This window comes from Streptomyces sp. NPDC111606 (genome assembly GCF_055656945.1).
Genome location: NZ_JBVKBY010000021.1, coordinates 1 through 19,342 on the forward strand (window position 1 = coordinate 1; position 19,342 = coordinate 19,342).

Below are 19,342 nucleotides of genomic sequence, written 5' to 3' on the forward strand. Positions count from 1 at the left end.
ACGCCGCCCGTAATCGGTTCACTTCATGTGCATCCACAAGACCCAACATGCTCTTGATCAGCATCAACCAGAAGACCTAACGAAGCACTACTAGAGGAACACGGTGGCATGACGACAGCGACGGAAGCGACCCACCCGCAGGAAACCGTCACGATGGTGACACCGTCGACGACAGCAAACGGCATTGCCCGCCGCCCCGACCGGCGCCCCGATCCCGTGCAAGCCATGCTGCGCACCTTCTCGAAGGCGCTCAAATACAGGGCAGTCTCGAATGGCTGGGTGACGCGGGCGCGGCCCGACAGCAGCTCCATGGAGACGCGCGTGTCATCGTAAATGTGGAACAGTTGCCAGAGATCCAGGTCCGGCGGAGCATGAGCACGGACCGATGTCAAAGGGGTGACGCGTGACGGCATCCGTGGTCACAGGGCTGGTGGCTCTCATCGGCGTCTTTTAGGCGGCTGGCTCTCGCTGCGCAACCAGGACCGCATGTGGCAGCGAGAGCACCAACGCCAGTGGCGCGATATCCGCCTGTCCGTGTGCAACCAGTTTCTGGCGGCCAACCGCCGCTACGTCGCCTACGTCCTCGATCCCGACGCGTCCGTCACCGCCGTGCCTCATCCTCGTGAACCCGGTCGGCTGATGCCGTTCTTCAACGAGACCGGCAGACCCTACAAGGAAGCTTTGGAAGCCGGCTTCACAGCAATGCGCCTGGTCACACAGCGCCCTGAAACCGTTAGGGCTGGAGTCTCTTTCGTCAACTGCGCCCGCGAAGTCGCTGCGGCCCGCGCGACACTGTCCGAGGCCGACATCCCCTCCCAGGCCTTTGAACGTCTATGGACGGCAGAACGAGAATTCATCAACGCTGTCCGCACAGAACTGGGCCTGGACGCGATGCCTCGCCAGCCATGATCCAGAACCCACACTCGCTGGGGCACGCCTCGGCGGACGGGCGCGGTGTTCTCCATTCCGGCGTACCGCAGATATGCCCTGTGCTGCCGGGCTGTGGAACGCGACAAAAGTGCTCGGCAGTACGGCGGCCGCGTCGGGGAACGGGACCAGCTCAGACAACGCGCTGCGCGGGGCGAAGCGCGCGCGGAGCTCGCGCGGTACCCGCCCGAAGGTCTCGGAGGGCTTCACGTCCCGCAGTTGAGCGAGATACTCGGGCTCGGTGACGACATCGCCCTGTACGAGGACCTCGTCCGTGCCTTCCACTTCGTAGAGGGTGGGGCAGTAGTCGCCGCCGTCGCTGGTCACACCAAGGCACCTGAGCGCCATGTGGTCCCTCCGCAGCCTGGTGGTTTGGGTGTCCAGGATGCGCAACATGGCGCTCACGCGCAGGAGGATTGCGGCTGCTGGGGCAACGATCGACGAAGTGTTGCGACTTCGGCGGACGTGATCCCACACAGCTGGGTTCGTTTCTGCAGCGACCGCGCCTGACGAAACATGGCTCCCCACCGCGAACAGCACCACAGAACGTCAAGGACCGACTGGACCTGGCCGCCGCGTAGTAGGTCAATGAGCCAATTTCTCACCGACGTTCACATGCTCATCGGGCACAAGATCGCTGCTCACGCGGGAAGCGTGCCAGAACAAAGCGGATGAGGAGGGCGAATCGACCCGGCACACTCGCCCGAGGAGCCACAGCACAACGCCGGACACCTGGGACGGACCCTGCTATCGCGTCCACACAGAGCAATTCGAGGCCGCGTTCCTACCCAATGCCGGCGAGGACTTGGAGTCCGTGGACAACGTCGAAGTCTTCGTGGACCTCAAGGACGGCTCCTGGTGGAGCGCGAGCATCATCACCGTTGCCCATGTAGAGATCCTCATGAAGCGATGGGCCGCCAGCGGGGAAGCTCTCGTAGGCCGCTACTTCTGGTGCTCGGACGGGCTCATCGTCCGCGATGCAGGCTCAGCTCAGCAACATGACCCAGGTCCTCACCGGTCTGATCGAGAACGGCGAGTTCGCACAGTTACTTCAACGCCACGACTACTGACAGCACGCCCGGCCTGCACGCCTCATTATTCTGAAATGATCAGTAGATCGCCGGACGTCTGCCCCCGGCGTCGCACCTGGGGCGACATCGCGGCCGCGGCCTCCGCCTTGGCGTCGCTCACCGCTGCGGCGGCCTGCTTCTCGGCCTCGTCAGCAGCCGCCGCGGAGTCTTCGTGAGCGCACCTCGCACCAGTGCCGGAACCCGCCCCGCCCCCAACGGGCCGCTCCCGCACCCGCCGTCGGCACGCCATCCCGGCGCAGCCTCGATGCGCCCCATGCGGGCATCCTCCCTCTGATGCTCGCCGCGTCGCATGCATCCACCACAGACGGTATGCATGTACGTACTGATCGTTCCAGCTTCTGTCCCCTTCGTCTTGCTGGCCATCGTGATGGGCCTGTCCTGGTGGGAGGACCACGTCCTGCTGTCGCCGCCGGGCCGAGTCGGTCGAAGCCCCCGCAGAGGCTCCGTTTGTCCCAGCGGCCCCAGCCCAGCTCGCAGAACTCTCCCGTGTTCGGCCGGTCCAAACGAAACTGTCCGGCCGATGAGCCGCGCGGGGCCTCCCGTGATGACAGAGCAGGGACGAGTTGCGGGCTGCACAGTTGGGGACCGCTGTGGCGGTCCCCAACTGTGTTCGGCTTCAGGATCGGCTCAGCACTGGCTGAGTCCCCCAGCGGCCGGGTCTTCCTGGAGCGCGGTGGCCGTGACCCAGCCGAAGTCCCCGGATTTGAGACTGAGTCGGGCCCATATGTCGCTCGTGGAGCCGTGGGCATTGATGGTTTCGCCGTAGTCGTAGCACGCTGCCGGGTACTGGCCGCCCGCTGCCACGTAGCTGATCAGGGGGCTGGTGACGGAGGGGGACTCGCGAACTGGTGCCTCTGCGAGGGCAATTACCGTGGTTGTCTCTGCGGTATCCGTCGGCGAGGGGGTCGGTGAGGGCGGTTCCGTCCCGGACGGGGTCACGCTCGGCGCCACGGTGAGCGTCACTGCAGCGCCTTGGGGGACTTGCTCGCCTGGGGCCGGGGTCTGCCCGAGAACTGTGTCGGGATCGGCGCTGCCAGAGGGTCCGTCACTCGTGTGTACCTGGAACCCCTGATCCTCGAGGATCTTCGTGGCCTCCTGGGCCGGCAAGCCCGTCACTGCGGGAACGTCGGCTTGGTCGCTCTTGCTGCTGGGGTCGTCATTGCTGCTGGGGTCGTCGGGCAGTGATTCGTCCCGCAGGCCATCGGTTCCGGGAAGGCGTGCGATTCCTGCGTCCTTCTTGTCGACGTCGACCAGTTCGTAGCTCTTCACCTCGTCGTTCGTGTCCGTGGGCTCGACCTTGACGATCTTCTGGAGGTCGTACGATTTCCACTTCTTGCTCTTGTCCTTGAACTCGACCTTGATGCCGTCGGCGTCGTGCTCGAACGTGCCCAGCGGGTTCCCGCAACTGCACTGGACGACCGGCTTTCCGTTCAGGTCGACGAGGACAGCGATGCCCGCTTCCAGCAGGGCGTCGAAGGGGACTGCTTTGCCCTTCTTGTAGTCGTGGTTCTTCACCAGCGTGTCGTTGCGCAGCAGGACAGGCGTCAGGTTCTTGATGAAGCCTTCGATCTTGTCGGCATCGCCAAGGCCCTGGGTCTTGGCCCATTCCGCGGCCTTCTGACGGTTGGCCGGGTGCTTGAGGAACTCGACGAGCGTGTTCTTTGAACAGCTCTGCTTCTTCCGTGATCCGCCGTAAAGCCCTGGTACGTCGCCCTTCTTGGTACCGCCGCTCAGGGCCAGCGCCTCGCTGACCGGGACGTCCATGGCCAGCCTGAGGGCATTGTTGAAGAAGGGCGCGGCGGCCGGCGCTCCACGGGCGATCGCCTTGACGGCGACCTTGGCGAACACGCCCGTGCACGCGGTGGTCGTCAGACCGAGAGTGGCAGTGATGAGGATCGCCGCCAAGGCGAACAGGACACGCCTGGTGTGTCCCGTTCCTCCGGTGCGTGTGGCCCGTCCGACCCGGCCGGTCCCCCGTATGTGTGTCATGTTCGTCCCTCTTCCTTGTGAAGGTGTGACCTTGGCTCAGCGGGTGCTGGCCGAGAGCGTCCAGCCCTGGCGGCACGTCGACCCGAAGGTGCCGTCGTCGCAGCCTTCGACGATGAAGCGGTAGCTGCCCGTCGTGCGCTTCTGCACCCACGCGCGCCCAGAGGTGCCGCCGCGCAGCTCGCGCTGCTCGCCCCGGGGCTCGTGGGAGCTGTAGTAGCGCAAGAGGAAACGGTCGTAGCTGTAGGGGGCGCTCGTCCCCCAGTCGGCGAAGGCGTAGCCGCGCCATTCCCAGGCAGCGATGACCATCTGGGTTCCCTGGCTAGGTGACCAGGTGATCTGGCCGTTCTCGAAGTTCTGGCGCTTGCCCTTCCACACTCCGCCGACGGTGATGTTCTTCGTGGTGTTGATCGGGCATCCGAGCCAGCCGTTCGTGGCTCCGAGGTCCTGCCAGCGGTCGGCGATGTACTCGTTGCGGCTGACGGGTTTGCACTCGTCCGCCGCGGACGAGTCCGCGGCGGCAGGAACGGTGCCGGTGAGCGTGGCGGCGAGCGCGACGGCCGCGGCCGCGAGAGAGCGGCGGGCGGTGGCAGTACGCATGGTGGTCTCCCAGGTGTGGGTCTCGAAGATCCGGGTCAGGGGCCGTCCGACGGTTCGCCCGTCCGGACGGGAGCCGGTTCCAGAACTGTCCCCCCGCGGCCGCCGCCACCGCATCGGAGCTGGCACGGGAGCAACTGTGCGTGTCAGCACGGATACTGAGGGCCTCATTCCGCCACTAGCGTTGGTCCATGCCCTGGCCCCGTCGCCTCTCCCTGGCCACCGCCCTGCTGACCGCGGTGGTGCTCGTGGCGTGCTGCGCTCTTCCGGCCGTCGCCTCAAGCGTCTCGGGCGGCGTCCTCTTCGCGCTGCTCTCGGCCGTGGTCGCCGGCACTCTCTCCACCGGCCTCGGGCTGTTCGTGTCGCGCCGTCGCCCCGCCAACCTGGTGGGGTTCCTGCTCACGCTCATCGGCTTCGTGCCGCCGTTGGAGGCCCTCCTCGACATCTACGCCCAGGTGAGCCTCGCCCGGCCGCGGCCAGGCGCCGAGACGGTCCATCAGCTGTCAGCAGGGCTTTGGACACTCTGGTACGTACCGGTCCTGCTGCTGATGCTGTTCTTCCCCGCCGGCCGACTCCCCCCAGGCCGCTTCCCGCGGGTGGTGCTGTACGGGGTACTGATCGACACGTCGCTCTTCATCCTCATAGCCGCCCTCGACCCGACCCCGTACGACCCGCCGTTCGAAGAGTTCGGGCATCCCCTGCCCACCCTGCCCGCGTCCGTCATCTGGTTCATTCTCCTGCCACTGCTCGGGCTGTTCATGGCACTGCTGGTCTCATCGGCGCTGGTGATGCGTCACCGCTACCGCGCGGCGGGTCCGGTCGAGCGGGCACAGCTGAAGTGGTTCTCCCTGGGAGTCGTCGCACTGCCCGGCACGCTGCTGCTGTGCTGGGCCAACTACCTGCTGTTCGGCGAACTCACCTCGCTGATCTGGGTGGGGCTGGCCGCCCTCTGTCTCGGCGTGCCCGCGCTCACCGCACTCGCGATCCTGCGCCATGACCTGTACGACGTGGACCGGGCCACCAGCGCCGTCGTGACCTGGGGCCTGGTGACCGCCGGACTGCTCGCGGTGTACAGCGCCGCGTCCTTCACCGGTGGTCTTGCGCTGGGGCGGGGCAGCGCGGTCACGGCGGCCGCCGTCACCGCGCTGGTCGCCGTCGCCCTCGTACCGGTGAAGAACCGCGTACGCCGTTCGGTGGACCGACGTTTCTACCCCGTACGTGAGCGGGCACTGGCGGCCGTGGCGGCACTGGAGCGTGAGGTCCACGCTGGGCGGGCACGGCCCGAACAGCTGGAGGAGATACTGAGGGACGCGCTGCACGAATCCCGGCTGCGAGTCGGCTTCCTGCTGCCAGGCGGCACGGAATTCCACGACACGGCCGGCACGCCGGTGGCGCAGGGCACCGAGGTACGGCTCGCCGGGCGCGCCATCGGGATCATCGACGGGCCTTGCCCGCGCGAAGTCGCCACCGCCAGCGCGCTCCTCGTCGAAACCGTGCGCCTGCGGCTCGAACTCCGTCAGGCGCTCACCGAGGTGGAGGCCAGCCGCAGCCGACTGCTGAAGACCGGATACCGCGAACGGCGCCGACTGGAGCGGGACTTGCACGACGGCGCCCAATCGCGGCTGGTCAGCCTCGGCATGGCGCTGCGGCTCGCGCAGCGCCATCTCGACGACGGCAGCGTCGACGTCGACGGGCTTCTCGACCAGGCAGTTGCCGAACTGGGCACGGCGGTTGCGGAGTTGCGTGAACTCGCACACGGCCTGCGGCCGAGCTCCCTCGACGACGGGCTGGGTCCCGCCCTGGAGGCGCTGGCGGTACGGGCCCCGGTGCGCCTCGACTGGCGGCTCGACGGACGCCTGCTCCCGGACGACGTCGCCACCACCGCGTACTACGTCGCCAGCGAGGCCGTCACCAACGCCGTCAAGCATGCCGAGGCCACGAGCATTGCAGTCACCGTCCGCGAGAACGGCAACAGAACGCTGTACGTAACCATCCGGGACGACGGGCACGGTGGCGCCGACCCCCACAGGGGATCAGGGCTCTCGGGGCTCAAGGACCGGGTCGCCGCACTGGGCGGACTGCTCCACATCACCAGCAGCCCCGGCGGCGGTACGACCGTGGAGGCGGTGCTGCCATGCGTATCGTGATCGGCGAGGACTCCGCCCTGTTCCGGGAGGGCCTGGCCCGGCTACTCGCAGACGCGGGCCACGACATCGTCGCCCGCGCCGCCGACGCGCCCGCGCTCGTCGCCGCCGTCACCGAGAACCAACCCGACCTGGCCGTCATCGACATCCGAATGCCACCGGACCTCACCGACGACGGCGCCCGCGCCGCCCGACGGATCCGTGAAGCCTTCCCGGAACTCGGCATCGTGCTGCTCTCCCAGCACATCGAGACCCGCCACGCCGTGGAACTGGTCACCCAGGGCCGTTTCGGCTACCTCCTCAAGGACCGCGTCTTCGACGTGGACGACTTCCTGGACGCCCTGCTCCGCGTCGCCACAGGCGGCTCCGCCCTGGACCCCGAGGTCGTCTCCCGCATGATCGGCACCCACCGCGACCCCCTCGCCGCACTCACCCCGCGCGAGCTGGAAGTGCTGGCTCTGATGGCCGAAGGCCACACCAACCTGGGCATCGCGCGCAAGCTGTGGCTGACCGAGCGAACCGTGGAGACCCATGTCGCCTCGATCATGGCGAAGCTCGGGCTCACCACGAGTGCGGAACACAACCGGCGCGTCCTGGCGGTCCTCGCCTACCTCACGGTTCGAGGTGGCAGGTAGGAAGGTAGGAAGAGGCCCCTCGGCCCCTCCCCCGGCCCGCCGCGAACCCTCGCCCACCAAGTACGCCCCCAGTGCGGTCAGAGTCATGCGTCGGTGAGGGTGGCCCGGCAGTGCCGGCGGGCCCATGCCATCACCCCGGGCATCGACGGCGCCCTGTGGTTCACGGAATAGGGCGGCAACCGCGTCGGCTCCATCACCGCCCATGGCGTGATCGAGGTGCACGACCAACCCACATCCGGCTCGGAGCCGCACGGCATCACCCTCGGCCCTGACGACGCCCTGTGGACGGCACTGGAAACCGGTGCCCTCGCCCGCATCACCCCGACATCGTTGACGCAGCCCAGGACTCGACCATGCCCGTGACGTTCAACCACACGATCATCCCAGACGTATGGGGCCCGTCCGCAAACGTGCGATGCCGTTGGCGAATTCTGGTCCTGGCCCTGCGCCCCGTCTGTTGTCAGACTCGGCGCAGGGCTTCGCGGCGGCTGATGCGGGTGCGGGCGCTGGGTGTGTTGCGCACGATGCCGGACCGACCCCGCGGGGTCAGGCGGCGATGCCGTCTCGTCCAGCGTCGATGAGCTCGAATGACCAACCGTCAAAGAGACAGGTGCTAAAGGCTGTTGCAGACTGCCGCGTTAGCACACTGCCCTCGCAGTCGAGGTGCCCGACAGCGAGGAGGCGGTCGTCGTACAGCCACCAGTCGTTCCCGCCAAGGGGAAGGTGACGCCCTCCGGCAGGCGGTGTCGCGGCAGCCAGCGGATCTCCTCGCCTGCCTCCTCGTTGAGGACGGTGGTGGCGTGCTCCCACTGGATGTACGGGCTGTGCGGCTCAGTGCCCACCCGGACTCGCCGGACCGTCCCGCCTTCCCCCGTGACGCGTCGCATGAGCTGCGTCCACGGGAGGTGCTCAAAGAGCTCAGTGGGCACCTCCACGGCTGTCTGTCCCTCGGAGATGTCGAGTTGCATCAGCAGGTCGTTCGCGAAGATCTTCCAACCTTGGACGAGGTAGGTGTCTGTGGCGTACAGGGTCGGGCAGCCGCAGTGCAGGGCCCTCATTCGGCTGCACGTCGTCGAGGGTGGCGTTCACCCGACGCCCGCGCGTGTCCGTGGCCCCTGGTCGGCGATGCCGTCAGTCGTGAGGGGCCTGTGGTGCTACGCAGTGAGCCCGCGAAATGCGCACTTCAGCGCAATGACTTCGAGAGGCGGATTTATGGTGTGAACGCGCTGCTCCGCCCAGAGGGTGTAGGCGCGAAACGGCAGGAGGTAGGCGGAAGCTGGAGGGCTTACAGGCTTTCCCGCCGCCCACCGGACCCTGTCGTGCCGACTGACCAGCCACCAGTCCAGGAGTCCCTGCCCATCGAAGACGACGATGCGGAGCCGTGCTTCGGCGACCGCCCACCCTGCGGCGGGGAGATCCACGGCACCGGGGCCGGCTTGCGCATCACCCGGTCCGTGCGCATCCGGCCCACCTCCACCGGCCCCGGCTACACGGTGAGCACCATGCAGAAGCGGGGAGATTACCCAAATTCGATCATCCCCGCTCGAATGGTCCGCCGACTTTCCTTGGGGGCTCGGATAGATTGCGCGACCGGGCTGAGGAAGACGAACGCTTGCTGCCGAAAGCCGACTGGCTTAAGCGATACGGCGCCACCGGGGCGGACGGCGTGGGGAACCGTACTCCCGGCTGATGAAGCCGTCCGAGGGCTCCAGCACCGCGGAGTGACGTGCTGTCGGCGCTCCGCACCGACGAGCGGGGTCCCTGGGCGCTGTCGTCCGCATACTGCGGGTCCTCACAGAGGCCGTGGACGTCCGCTACGCGTTGCTGCCGGCGGCGACCCGGCAGCACCCGGACTTGGACGCCGAGATCTGGGCCGCCCGAGCTCGGCACAGCCGACAGCCTCATCCCCTCACTCAGCTCATGAGGATCTCACCCGACACAGGCTCCAGGAGTCGCCCTGACCGCTCCCCGGACCAACGAATCGGTCATCGTGTTCCATCGCTGCTTGAGGACGGCGGGTGATGATCATCCGACGTCAGACCGTGATCAGAGTGGGAGCGGCGGGCTTCATCAACGACACGGCGCCATGAACGGATCACATCAGGAATCTGGTCGAGCAAGCCCTTCAAGGCGAACAAAAAGGCCGATACAACGCCAGCAACGCCCAGGACTGCCAGGACAATCTGCTGCTCCACGCTCGGGTCCCTCCCGTGGACGGAGGACGGCCGAGCTGAGTGCAACCGCATGCAGAGTGGCAGGTGTCTCAGGTCGACCATCCTCATTACGGATGATCAACTGAGGCCCTGCCGACGTGCAGGCCGCGTGTGAAGTTGTCGCGATTGACGCAGCGCCAACTTCCGTGGCGACCACGCCCGAAAGGGACGTCGGACCCATTCCCGTCGCAGCCAGTCCAGCTGGCCGTGCCCTACCGACTCTAGCCGCAGGTTCCCCCTGCTGTCTGCTCTCCCGCCGCCGCCATCGGTCCAGACGAGAGCACCCGCACGAAGCCGCGCCCCCAGATCAAGTGATCACACCCATGCACCTTCGCCCCTCACACACGACATTCGCAGGTCGCCACCCTGTCCAGGGGCGCTAGCGAGCACGGCCTCATCCCCCTGGAACTCGATCGACACGCTGTTCCTCGAGCGCGGACTGGCCGTACCCATGGGCCGCGTCAACTCCCATCGGCGGGTGCACATCACGCAAGCCTTCGGATACCCAGCTGCGACGGCACCTACCTGGCCTTCGGACTCTTCACCCAACCTCCCCTGTCTCCTGGCCTGTGTAGCCGGTCTCTCGCAATGAACCCGTTGGTGGTCAGTGAACTCTGCCCCCCGGTCCGTCAGTTGATGTTGGTCACTCCCCGGTGTTGGCGGCGGGAACCCGGCCGAGGTCGCGGCCGCGCATGCGGTAGCTGTCGCCCTTGAGTGAGATGACCTCGGCGTGGTGGACGAGGCGGTCGATCACTGCGGCGGCGACGGTGTCGTCAACTCGCCCCAGCGTCCGAAGGGTTTATTGCTGGCCACGATCACGGAGGCGCGTTCGTAGCGGCCCGAGATGAGCTGGAAGAACAGCTTCGCGGCCTCGGGTTCGAAGGGTATGCAGCCGACCACGTCGACCACGATCAGCGGGATCCGGCCGAGCCTGTGGGCTGCCATGTTCTCCGCGAGTACCGCGCACGACCTCGTCGCGACCTTCACCCGTTCGCAAACCGGTGCTGCGCCACATCCTGCCCGTCGACACCGAGGGCCAGGACTCCCTCCGCCCCACCGTCTGAACTTCCGGCGGCCGGCCCCCTCCAGGGCCGGACGCTTCACGTGCAGCCGCCGTACGTTGCACCTGCACGGGCAGAGCCTGACGACACCGGCTCAGGCCGGGGCGGGCAGATGGATCGATGCGAGTTTGGCCGGGTCGACGACTATGTGGATGCCGGTGATCCGGCCTTCGATGAGCGATCTTGGCTGGCCCGAAGTGGTACTGCTGCCGCAGCCACAGGATCTTCTCCACGACATCTGCCTTGGTGGCATGCGGTGTGCGGTGCGGGGCGCTCGAGCGGTCCTTCAGCCCCTCAAGACCCTCGGCCTCGTAGCGGCGCAGCCATATGTAGTAGCACTGGCGGCTGATGCCGTAGTAGCGGCAAGTGGCAGCCACACTCCCGCTCACCTCTTCCACGTGGCGCAGCACCGCCAACCGGTGCCTGGCACGCCTTGAAAGCTCGCGTTCGGTCATCATGCAGGTCTCCTAGATATGAGAGACCCACCTGTCAATAACGTCCGTCAGTTTTAGAGCTAGAGCCCGACCCGGCGGAAGCCTGCGCGAAGCCTCTCGCCTGGTGACCACTTACGAGGAGGCCGAGAGGGGTCACCATGCCGTCATGGATGAGGGAATGGCGGCCGTCGTGTCTGCGGGCATCACCGGCATCATCGCGCTGACCGCGATCATGGTGAGCAGCGCCAGCACGAACGCATTTCGCAGGCTGCCGCGGAATACAAGCACTGGCTTCGCCGCCGGCGGGCCAAAGCCTGCGTCGCCATCCTCGTCACTACGGTCAGCCTGAGGGACGGACTGAAGGAACTCGTCTGGCCCGGGCGGCACTTCGGCTACGCCGAGACGGAAGGGAACCAGGGGCTGGCCCGGGGGCGGGTGGGCCCACTTCTCGCCGGCGAAGCCAGTGCCTGGACCCGTCTCCCCCCTATGCCTCGTCCGTCTGTTCCTCCATCGCCTTGGCGACCCGGGCTCTGATGGCCTGGCGGCAGACCTCGGGGTCGGCCATCTCCGGCACGGAGAGGTTTGTGCCGATCGCCACGCCGACCGCCGCGAGGATGCCGACGTGCGCTCCCTCGCCGCCCGGGGGTTCGATCGGCGGCCTGACGTTCTCGGACAGGCGCTTGGCCACCAGTTCCCGCTCGTCGGGGTCGGTCACCCAGAACCCGATGTCCTTCAACGCCCCATCGGGGTCGGACTGGAGCAGGTCGCGGAAGCTCGCGTCCTCGATGGAGCGCCCGATCAGTCGGAGATAGCCGGTAGTTTCGGCGCCTCTCTCTTCCTTCGTCACGTCGCCGCTCCTCACGCTACTGGTATCCGATGAAATGCCGACGCGGCACTCCCACGGGAACTCCGAGGTCGACCGTCGTCGGTTCGAGCACGGTGGTCGGGGCCCTGCCGGGCCGGCTCACCTCGCGCAGCCGCACCAGACCGGAGTCGCTCCCATCCAGGACACCGGCCGGGAAATAGGCGGCGATGGCGGACGGAAACGTGAACTCGACCATGCGGCGCTCGGGATAGCGGGCCCGTGTCGCGCGCTGGAGGCCCTCGACCATGTGCGCGACGTCGTAGAAGTCGTCCGGTGCGATGCGCACTCCGGTACGGAACAGGTACAGGTTCCGGAAGAACCCGAACTCGTCGTACATCACCTCGTTGACCAGGCCGGCCGACCGGTCGGCCTCCCACAGCCGGGAACCCGGGATCTGCAGGTACCACTGAAGGAGGATTCGTACCCCGAACTCGGCGTGCAGACCCGCCGCGAACCGGATTGTCGTGCGTATCTCGTCCATGGACTCCCACGGCAGTCCGAGGATGAAGGAGAAGTCGGCGCGGTCGCTGATACCGAACCGGGCGAGCTTGGCCGCGGCCAGCCTGAGCTTCTCGGTGGTCGTGCCCTTGCCGATCCTTTTCAGCCCCTCGTCATAGCCGCACTCCGCACCGACCAGGAACTGACAGGTCAGGTCCGCCATGCCTTCGACATAGCCTGGGAAGAGCAGGTCGTTCGCCCGTGAGTCGTACACCAGCCAGGGTTCGAGGCCACGGTCGTGCAGCAGCTCGGTGATGCGCACCGCGCGACGTGGATTCATTGAGAACTCGTCGTCGATGATGTAGGTGCTGTGGTACCTGGTCAGGGGAAGATGGGGCATGACGCTGGTCAGCCGGTCGACGAACTCCTCTGCCGGGATCGGCCGCCACGACCGGCGATACGACGTCGAACAGAACGAGCAGTCGAACGCGCACCCGCGTGACGACTCGATCGCGAGGCCCTTGTACACGCCCGGCGCCAGGGAAGCGTAGTCGGGCACTGGGAACACGCCCAGTTCCTCGCTGTCTATCTTCGCTGTGGCGGGGTTGCGTGCGACGCTTCCGTCCGGCGTTCTCCAGGTGAGGCCCGGGATGTCCGCGACGGACGCTCCCGTGGCCAGGCAGGCACAGAGCCGCAGGAGCGCACGTTCGCCCTCGCCGCGCACGACGTAGGTCGCCGGGGTGGTGTCGAGCACGTACCGGTCGAACATCGTCGGGTGAATGCCACCGAGGACGATCGGGACGTTCGGCAGCAGCTTCTCGATCTGGTGCAGCACGACCCGGGCGCTCGGCCACGACAGCGAGGTGGCGCCCACCCCGACGAGCTGGCAGTCCCGTAACGCCCGGTGATGGGGCGTCAGGTCCACGCTCTGTTCCGCGATGAGGTCCACCAGGACGACCTCGTGGCCCGCCGCGCGCAGTGCCGCGGTCAGCATGTAGATGCCGTACGGCGGACATTCCCGCTCGGCGTCCATGGAGATGGTCTGAAGAGCACCGTCGACAACATCCATCATCGGCGGCGCCACCAGGCAAACCTTCACCAGGCGTCCCCTTCCCGTCGGCCAGATCCGCGAGAGGCACCTCTTGCGGGTCGGCGGGTTGATCGGAGAAATGGCGAAACGAGCCGCCCATCCAGCATGAAACCTCTGGCAGAGGGGTGCAACACGGGTCAAGTTGGAGGTCACTGGGAGACGCTGACCCGGACCGGCGCTACAGGCACCATCTGACCGCGCTGCATGAGCTGTACCGCCCCGCGAACGCCTACGCGTGGCAGACCAGCGTGCTCGCAACAGGGCCTGCCGAGCGGAGGATCATCCGCCGCGCCGCCGGGCTCGCGCAGGAACAGGTCCCGCCCCCGGTCCTCCATGGGTCTGGCGATGGTCGGCTACGTCGGCCTTGCGCTGACCGGAGGGCGAACGCGTCCCTCCAACGCAAGGCTCCGGTGCTGCGACGGGATCAGGCTGCGGGCAGACGGCGACCCGCTGAAGTTCTCAGAGGTTCAGTTCGGCCCATCGAGTAGCGCCATCGTCGTGTGTGGCAGTGCCGTGCTGAGTGGCGAGGGCACCAACGATCTGCATTCCGCGGCCGTACTCCTCCATCGGGTCGATCTGCGCCGGCTCGTGGGGCCGAGGTCCACCGTCCGTCACTTCGATACGCAGGGTGCCGGCGGGCGTGCAGCGGAGCCGCAGGGTGGCAGGAGGGAGAGCATGGGTGACGGCGTTGGTGACAAGTTCGGAGATGACCAGCAGGGCGTCCTCCCGTGTTGCCGGCTGCGAGTGCAGGCCCACGAGGAAGTCATGCGCGACACGGCGTATTCGGCTCACGTCTTCGGCGCTGGCACTCAGCGGGGTGACGTAGCCGTCCGCTGCGTCAGGGACGGCATACGGCCTGTTGTGATGGGGCTTGGGTTGCGCGGCCACAGCGTTGAAAACTGCCTCGAGCAGGCGCATCGGACCGGCTGGTTCGGGGAGTACCTGAGCGGACATGGCAAACCTCGCGTCTTCTGCGCACGCCGAGCGATTGTGCTGGTCGGCAGGGGCAAGAACTACTGGTAATAACCAGATATGACCAGATTGACCTGCCGGGGTGGGTTTGTCAATGAATTCCGGGCAGCTGATGCGGGTGTACACCCCGTGGATCAGCGATTGGTATGTCGGTTCCTTGCCCGGAAGGCCCGACGATGCTCTTTCTGGAATTGCTGCAGGGGGTCGCCGTCAAGTTCCCAGGGCCAGCTGGTGGCGACCGCCGAGATCGCTTCGAAGACCGGCCATGCCTCGCACGGACGCGTGGCCTGCATCAGGACGTAGGCCAAGAGATTGAGGTCGGCGAATGCTGCTGCGTGTGTAAGGAAGCCCGGCTTCGGCCAGGTCTCGAGGGCTTGATCGACGAGGGCCAGCTCCTGCGGCTGGCTCCAGTGCCGGTGCACGGTCAACGCCGGGATTCCGCCTGCCGCCAGGACCCTGCGGTACCGGTCGAGACAGGAGGTGAGGCCGAGAGCCGTGACGGGGCACCCCACCGGCGCGTCGATGGCGACGGAGTCGAGGAATTGCACGGTCAGGGCGTTGGAGCCGCATTCCTCTGGTGAGACGTAGTGCAGCATCTGCCAGTGTGCTTCGCGATTCCAGCGATCGCGTGCCTTGATGGCGTCCCACACCGGCTGCACCGCCCGCCCGGGTGCTCGCTGCAGCCGCTGGCAGCTGAGCAGGGCAACCCACGGTGCGGGGTCCGAAGGCGTGAGCTCCGCCGCGCGCCGGCACAGGCTTACGGTGCCGTCGATGTCGAGCGCCGCACCGGTGGCGCGGGCCCGGTGGATGTCAGCGAATACTTGCAGAAGCAGGGCATCGGCGTTGGTGTGATCCCGTTTTCGCCACTGGCGGGCCAGGACCGGGGCTTCGGGCAGGGTCCTGAGCGTGAGCAGGCGGTGCATACGACGGTCCCAGTCGTGGCCTGGGTCGCGCAGCGCCTGTTCGATGGGGTAGGTCAGGGCGCCGCCGTCGTTGACTTCGGCCAGGTTGTTGCCCTGAGCGGCGATCTGGGCCTCAAGGTGTGTCATGGTCCGGGCGAGTTGGCTGTCGTCCAGCGCCCGGCACAGTCGGCGGGGCGGCCGTTGGCGTCGCGTTCGGGGCCACATGTGGTCACCTGACCTTCCGTCCACTCGTATGGCGCGGCAGCGGGGCGGATCTGCTACCGCATGTCGTGGTCACGCTGTGCGTATGCCTGGGTGGGCGCCCCGAGGCTCAACTCACCGGGGCCGGAGCCGGACCCGTGGCTGTCACGGCGTACAGGGCCGCCCCGAGGAGTCCCGCGCCCGCGCCGAGCGGGGAGATCTCCACCGTCGGCGCTGTGCGCCAGGCGAGTCCCCGTTGCAGGCTGCGACGGACGGGGACCGTGAGGCGTGGTCCGGCCGCGGTCACGCCGCCTGCCAGGACGATGCGTTGGTGATCGAGCAGGAGGGTTGAGGTGACCAGTGCCCGGCCGAGGGCGTCTGTCGCCTCGGACCAGATGCGGTCGGCATCGGCATCAGTGCCCAGGCGCGCGATGATGTCCGCGGCGGTTTCCGCACTCTTGCCGGTGCGGCGGTAGCGGCGGATCATCGCCTGTCCTCCGGCGTAGGCCTCGACGCATCCGCGCTGGCTGCAGGAGCACCGTTCGCCATCGGCGTGCACGGGGATGTGGCCGAACTCACCGGCGATGCCGGTCCCGCCTCGTATGGGGCGGCCGTCGCTGATGATTCCCGCGGCCAGGCCGGTGCCCAGCACGACCACGAGCAGGTCGCTCACGTCGGTGCCCAGCCCGAGCTGTCGCTCGGCCAGGCAGGCAGCCCTCACATCGTGCTGGAGAGTGACCGGCAAGCCCACCGCGTCGGCCACGGCCGCGGCGAGGGCCGCGTCGCGCAGGCCGAGGTTGGCCGCGTAGTGGATCACTCCGGTCTCGGTGTCGATCAGTCCGGGGGCGCACAGGCCGACGGCGCGGACGCCCGGCCCGACCAGTGCCGTGGCTGCCTGCACGACTGCGGCGACGACGGCATCCTGCCCTTTGGAGGAAGGAGTGGGGATACGCAGGGTCTCCTCGGCAAGCCCCTGGGGCCCGTAGCGGGCTGCCTTGATCGTGGTGCCGCCGAGGTCGACGGCTACAACGTGCGCGGGGCGTGTCATCAGTACCTTTGGCCGACGGGCTTGTGACGGGCGATGCAGCGGTAGTAGGCCTGCTGTTGGAGCTGGGCTGCGGCGAGTTCGTCCACGACGACGGTGGCGTGGGGGTGCAATTGGAGGATCGAGGCGGGGCAGGCCGCGGTGAGGGGGCCTTCCACGGCAGCGGCCACCGCGCGGGCCTTGTGGGGACCAGTGGCGATCAGCACCAGGTGGTCTGCCTCACCGATCGTGGCGAGCCCCTGGGTGATGACATGGCGGGGGACGCCGTCGATGCCGCCGAAGAAACGAGCATGGTCCCGGCGGGTGTCCTCCGAGAGGGTCTTGAGCCGGGTGCGTGAGCCCAGTGAGGAGCCCGGCTCGTTGGCGCCGAGGTGGCCGTTGACCCCGATCCCGAGCAGTTGCAGGCCGACAGGCCCCGCCTCGGTCAGGTACTGCTCGAAGCGGCGCGCCTCTGCAGCGGGATCGGGTGCTGTGCCGCACGGCAGGTGGAGCCGTGCGGGATCGAGGTCGATGTGATCGGTCAGTTCACGTCGTATCACTTGAGCGAGGGTCTGCGGACTCAGGGCCGGGAGCCCGATGTAGTCGTCGAGCAGGAAAGCCTCGACGCCACTGAAGCTGAGGCCCTCGTGACGATGGCGACGGGCCAGGTCGCGGTAGACCCTCAGAAGCGAGGAGCCGGTGGCCAGTCCGAGCGTTGTCACACCGTCGGCCAGTGACTGCTCGACGATGCCGGCGACTGTCCGGCCGGCATCGTCGGCGTCGGGGCGGATCACGACCTCCATCTCACAGCCCCTCCCGGTCACGGGCGGTCGTGCGGAACGCGTCGCTCATCTGCCGGGCGGTATCGCGTGCCGCAGCGGGCCCGGGCGCGTCGAGTACGGCATCCGCGAGGCTGCGGCACTGCACCAGCGTGAACTGGGCCAGCGCGTCGCGGACGGCGGCGACGGCCGGGGCGGCCATGGACAGGCTGCTCACTCCGAGGCCGGCCAGGACCAGCGCCAGCAGCGGGTCCGCGGCTGCCTCGCCGCACACACCGACAGGCCGGCTCAGCACCGCGGCGGCGCGGCATACATGGGCGACCAGTGTGAGCAGGGCATGCTGCCATGGGTCCAGGAGGTGGCCCAAGGTGTGGGACGTCCGGTCGGCGGCCAGGGTGTACTGGGACAGGTCGTTGGTTCCGATGCTGACGAAATCGACGTGCTGGAGCACGCGGTCGGCGCCGAGAGCAGCGGAGGGGACTTCGATCATGATCCCCACGGTCTGCACGCCGCAGCTGCGGGCGAGGGCCGCGAACTCGGCGGCTTCCTGGGCGGTGGAGACCATCGGCGCCATGACCCTCATCCGTGCCCCGGTACGGCGCTGGGCGGTGACGAGTGCCTGGAGCTGGGTTTCCACAATGCCGGGGCGCAACGTGGCCGTGCGCAGTCCCCGGATCCCGAGAGCGGGGTTGTCCTCGCGGGGCAGATGCAGGAAAGGCAGGGGTTTGTCGGAGCCTGCGTCCAGGGTGCGCACGGTCACTGGGCGATCTTCGAAGGCAGTGAAGACCTGCGAGTACGCCTGGATCTGTTCCTCAAGCGTGGGGGGTTCACGGCGGCTCAGGAAAAGGAATTCGGTGCGGAACAGCCCCACGCCCTCGTTGTCGGCCTGCGCCGCTCGGGCGGCGTCCGCCAGGGTGCCGATGTTGGACAGGAGCGTCACGGCGTGCTGGTCGGCCGTGTGACCCGGCCCCGTGGCCCGCGGTTGTGTGCGCACGAGCGCGGCTTCCACGGCCTGCTGCCGACGCTGGGCCGAGGGGTGCGGCTCGACGGCGCCGGCCCATCCGTCCAGGAGGACGAGTGTGCCGTGCGGCAGGGTCGCGGCCTGGGGGCATCCGACCACGGCGGGCAGGCCGAGACTGCGGGCGAGGATGGCGGTGTGGCCGGTCGGGCCGCCCCGTTCGGTGAGCAGGCCCACCACGTCGCCTTCGGCCAGTTGCGCGGTGTCGGCCGGGGACAGGTCCTCGGCGGCGAGGATGAACGGGTGTCCGGGCCGGGGTATGCCGGGCAAGGGCACGTCGAGCAGAAGTGCGACGGCCCGGTTGCGGATGTCGCGCAGATCGGCCGCGCGTTCGGCCATGTAGCCGCCGGTTTCCTCGAGTTGGGCGCAGTACTCGTCGATCGCGAGGGAGAGACTGTGGGCGGTGGCCATGCCCTTGCCGATGTGGTCGGCGGCGGCGCGGACGAGAGCGGGGTCGCCGGCCATGGCAGCAACCGCTTCCAGGATCGCGCCCGCGGTGCCGCCGGTCGCGATGGCGGTGAGCTGCGCGGCGACGTCGGTGAGCGCTTGACGGATCCGCTGTACTTCGTGGCCGGGGTCAGCCCCCGGTTCTTCGTCGGGGTCGGTGACGACCGGCGGTGTCATGCGGACCAGGGGTGCACACGCCAGGCCGGGGCTGACGCCGTAGCCGGTCATCGTGACGAAAGCAGCGCTCACGCGTCGAGCTCCTTGCCCAGCATGCCTGCCAGTTCGTCCAGGACGGCCTCGGCCTGATCGCCTTCCGCGGTCAGCGTGACCTGGTCGCCGTAGCGGGCGCCGAGCGTCATGACGCCCAGCACGCTGTCGGCGGCCACCGGGCTCTTGCCGTCGATAGCGATCGTGACCGGCACAGGCGCCTGGGAGGCGGCCTGCACGAAGGTGGCGGCGGGCCTTGCGTGCAGGCCACTGCGGGAGCCGATGGAGACGACGCGCTGCGCCATTGAACG

At 67.9% G+C, this 19,342-nt stretch carries 18 protein-coding genes and 3 pseudogenes; 6 read left to right on the top strand and 15 right to left on the bottom strand.

What is annotated here, in order from left to right:
- Positions 1-108: 108 nt before the first annotated feature.
- The 3 genes and pseudogenes from ACZ7M7_RS42670 to ACZ7M7_RS42680 all read left to right on the top strand — a co-directional run bounded on the left by ACZ7M7_RS42670 (position 109) and on the right by ACZ7M7_RS42680 (position 1,997).
- Positions 109-333, top strand: a complete 225-nt coding sequence (locus ACZ7M7_RS42670; protein ID WP_472127002.1) for a hypothetical protein — start codon at positions 109-111, stop codon at positions 331-333.
- Positions 334-396: 63 nt separating this feature from the next.
- Positions 397-909, top strand: a complete 513-nt coding sequence (locus ACZ7M7_RS42675) for a hypothetical protein (RefSeq protein WP_472127005.1) — start codon at positions 397-399, stop codon at positions 907-909.
- Between the two features lie 655 nt (positions 910-1,564).
- A pseudogene (locus ACZ7M7_RS42680) lies at positions 1,565-1,997 on the top strand (hypothetical protein).
- Positions 1,998-2,645: 648 nt separating this feature from the next.
- Here the strand turns inward: ACZ7M7_RS42680 and ACZ7M7_RS42685 are convergent.
- Positions 2,646-3,923 carry a DUF6777 domain-containing protein gene (locus ACZ7M7_RS42685; RefSeq protein WP_472127008.1) on the bottom strand — a complete coding sequence of 426 codons (1,278 nt, stop codon included), beginning with the start codon at positions 3,921-3,923 and terminating at the stop codon, positions 2,646-2,648.
- A gap of 120 nt (positions 3,924-4,043) precedes the next feature.
- A complete protein-coding gene (locus ACZ7M7_RS42690) occupies positions 4,044-4,604 on the bottom strand; it encodes an LGFP repeat-containing protein (protein WP_472127011.1) in 561 nt (186 codons plus the stop codon).
- Between the two features lie 188 nt (positions 4,605-4,792).
- Here ACZ7M7_RS42690 and ACZ7M7_RS42695 point away from each other — a divergent pair, with 188 nt between their 5' ends.
- From ACZ7M7_RS42695 to ACZ7M7_RS42705, 3 genes and pseudogenes are all read left to right on the top strand, one after another.
- Entirely contained in the window at positions 4,793-6,748 is a 1,956-nt protein-coding gene (locus ACZ7M7_RS42695) for a sensor histidine kinase (protein WP_472127014.1), read from the top strand.
- The gene (locus tag ACZ7M7_RS42700; protein WP_383631888.1) at positions 6,736-7,380 is read left to right on the top strand and encodes a response regulator transcription factor; all 645 of its coding nucleotides are present in this window, start codon (positions 6,736-6,738) and stop codon (positions 7,378-7,380) included. The genes ACZ7M7_RS42695 and ACZ7M7_RS42700 overlap by 13 nt, the downstream gene beginning before the upstream one ends.
- Before the next feature lie 183 nt (positions 7,381-7,563).
- Positions 7,564-7,743, top strand: a pseudogene (locus ACZ7M7_RS42705) (virginiamycin B lyase family protein); the annotation flags it as partial.
- 275 nt (positions 7,744-8,018) lie between these two features.
- On the opposite strand, the gene ACZ7M7_RS42710 reads toward ACZ7M7_RS42705, so the two are convergent.
- The 13 genes and pseudogenes from ACZ7M7_RS42710 to ACZ7M7_RS42770 form a co-directional block, all read right to left on the bottom strand.
- Positions 8,019-8,438: a DUF6879 family protein gene (locus ACZ7M7_RS42710; protein ID WP_472127017.1), complete on the bottom strand. Its 420-nt coding sequence runs from the start codon at positions 8,436-8,438 to the stop codon at positions 8,019-8,021.
- 927 nt (positions 8,439-9,365) lie between these two features.
- Positions 9,366-9,575, bottom strand: coding sequence for a hypothetical protein (locus ACZ7M7_RS42715; RefSeq protein ID WP_472127020.1), 210 nt, complete (start codon positions 9,573-9,575; stop codon positions 9,366-9,368).
- A 661-nt stretch (positions 9,576-10,236) separates the two neighbouring features.
- Positions 10,237-10,347, bottom strand: coding sequence for an ATP-binding protein (locus ACZ7M7_RS42720; RefSeq protein ID WP_306660172.1), 111 nt, complete (start codon positions 10,345-10,347; stop codon positions 10,237-10,239).
- A complete protein-coding gene (locus ACZ7M7_RS42725) occupies positions 10,344-10,538 on the bottom strand; it encodes an ATP-binding protein (RefSeq protein WP_472127023.1) in 195 nt (64 codons plus the stop codon). The genes ACZ7M7_RS42720 and ACZ7M7_RS42725 overlap by 4 nt, the downstream gene beginning before the upstream one ends.
- A 346-nt stretch (positions 10,539-10,884) precedes the next feature.
- Positions 10,885-11,112: pseudogene (locus tag ACZ7M7_RS42730) on the bottom strand (helix-turn-helix domain-containing protein); the annotation flags it as partial.
- A gap of 460 nt (positions 11,113-11,572) precedes the next feature.
- Positions 11,573-11,935, bottom strand: a complete 363-nt coding sequence (locus ACZ7M7_RS42735) for a hypothetical protein (RefSeq protein ID WP_472127025.1) — start codon at positions 11,933-11,935, stop codon at positions 11,573-11,575.
- Positions 11,936-11,951: 16 nt separating this feature from the next.
- Positions 11,952-13,463, bottom strand: coding sequence for a B12-binding domain-containing radical SAM protein (locus tag ACZ7M7_RS42740; protein WP_472127028.1), 1,512 nt, complete (start codon positions 13,461-13,463; stop codon positions 11,952-11,954).
- A gap of 477 nt (positions 13,464-13,940) precedes the next feature.
- Positions 13,941-14,579: an ATP-binding protein gene (locus tag ACZ7M7_RS42745; RefSeq protein ID WP_472127030.1), complete on the bottom strand. Its 639-nt coding sequence runs from the start codon at positions 14,577-14,579 to the stop codon at positions 13,941-13,943.
- Between the two features lie 8 nt (positions 14,580-14,587).
- Complete coding sequence (locus tag ACZ7M7_RS42750; RefSeq protein ID WP_472127032.1) at positions 14,588-15,502, bottom strand: hypothetical protein; 915 nt, start codon at positions 15,500-15,502, stop codon at positions 14,588-14,590.
- Between the two features lie 184 nt (positions 15,503-15,686).
- Complete coding sequence (locus ACZ7M7_RS42755) at positions 15,687-16,604, bottom strand: ROK family protein (RefSeq protein ID WP_472127034.1); 918 nt, start codon at positions 16,602-16,604, stop codon at positions 15,687-15,689.
- Entirely contained in the window at positions 16,604-17,383 is a 780-nt protein-coding gene (locus ACZ7M7_RS42760) for a glucosamine-6-phosphate deaminase (protein WP_472127036.1), read from the bottom strand. The genes ACZ7M7_RS42755 and ACZ7M7_RS42760 overlap by 1 nt, the downstream gene beginning before the upstream one ends.
- 1 nt (position 17,384) lies before the next feature.
- Positions 17,385-19,073: a phosphoenolpyruvate--protein phosphotransferase gene (gene ptsP / locus ACZ7M7_RS42765; RefSeq protein ID WP_472127038.1), complete on the bottom strand. Its 1,689-nt coding sequence runs from the start codon at positions 19,071-19,073 to the stop codon at positions 17,385-17,387.
- Complete coding sequence (locus ACZ7M7_RS42770; protein ID WP_472127040.1) at positions 19,070-19,336, bottom strand: HPr family phosphocarrier protein; 267 nt, start codon at positions 19,334-19,336, stop codon at positions 19,070-19,072. Before ACZ7M7_RS42770 ends, ptsP begins: the two co-directional genes overlap by 4 nt.
- Positions 19,337-19,342 lie beyond the last annotated feature (6 nt).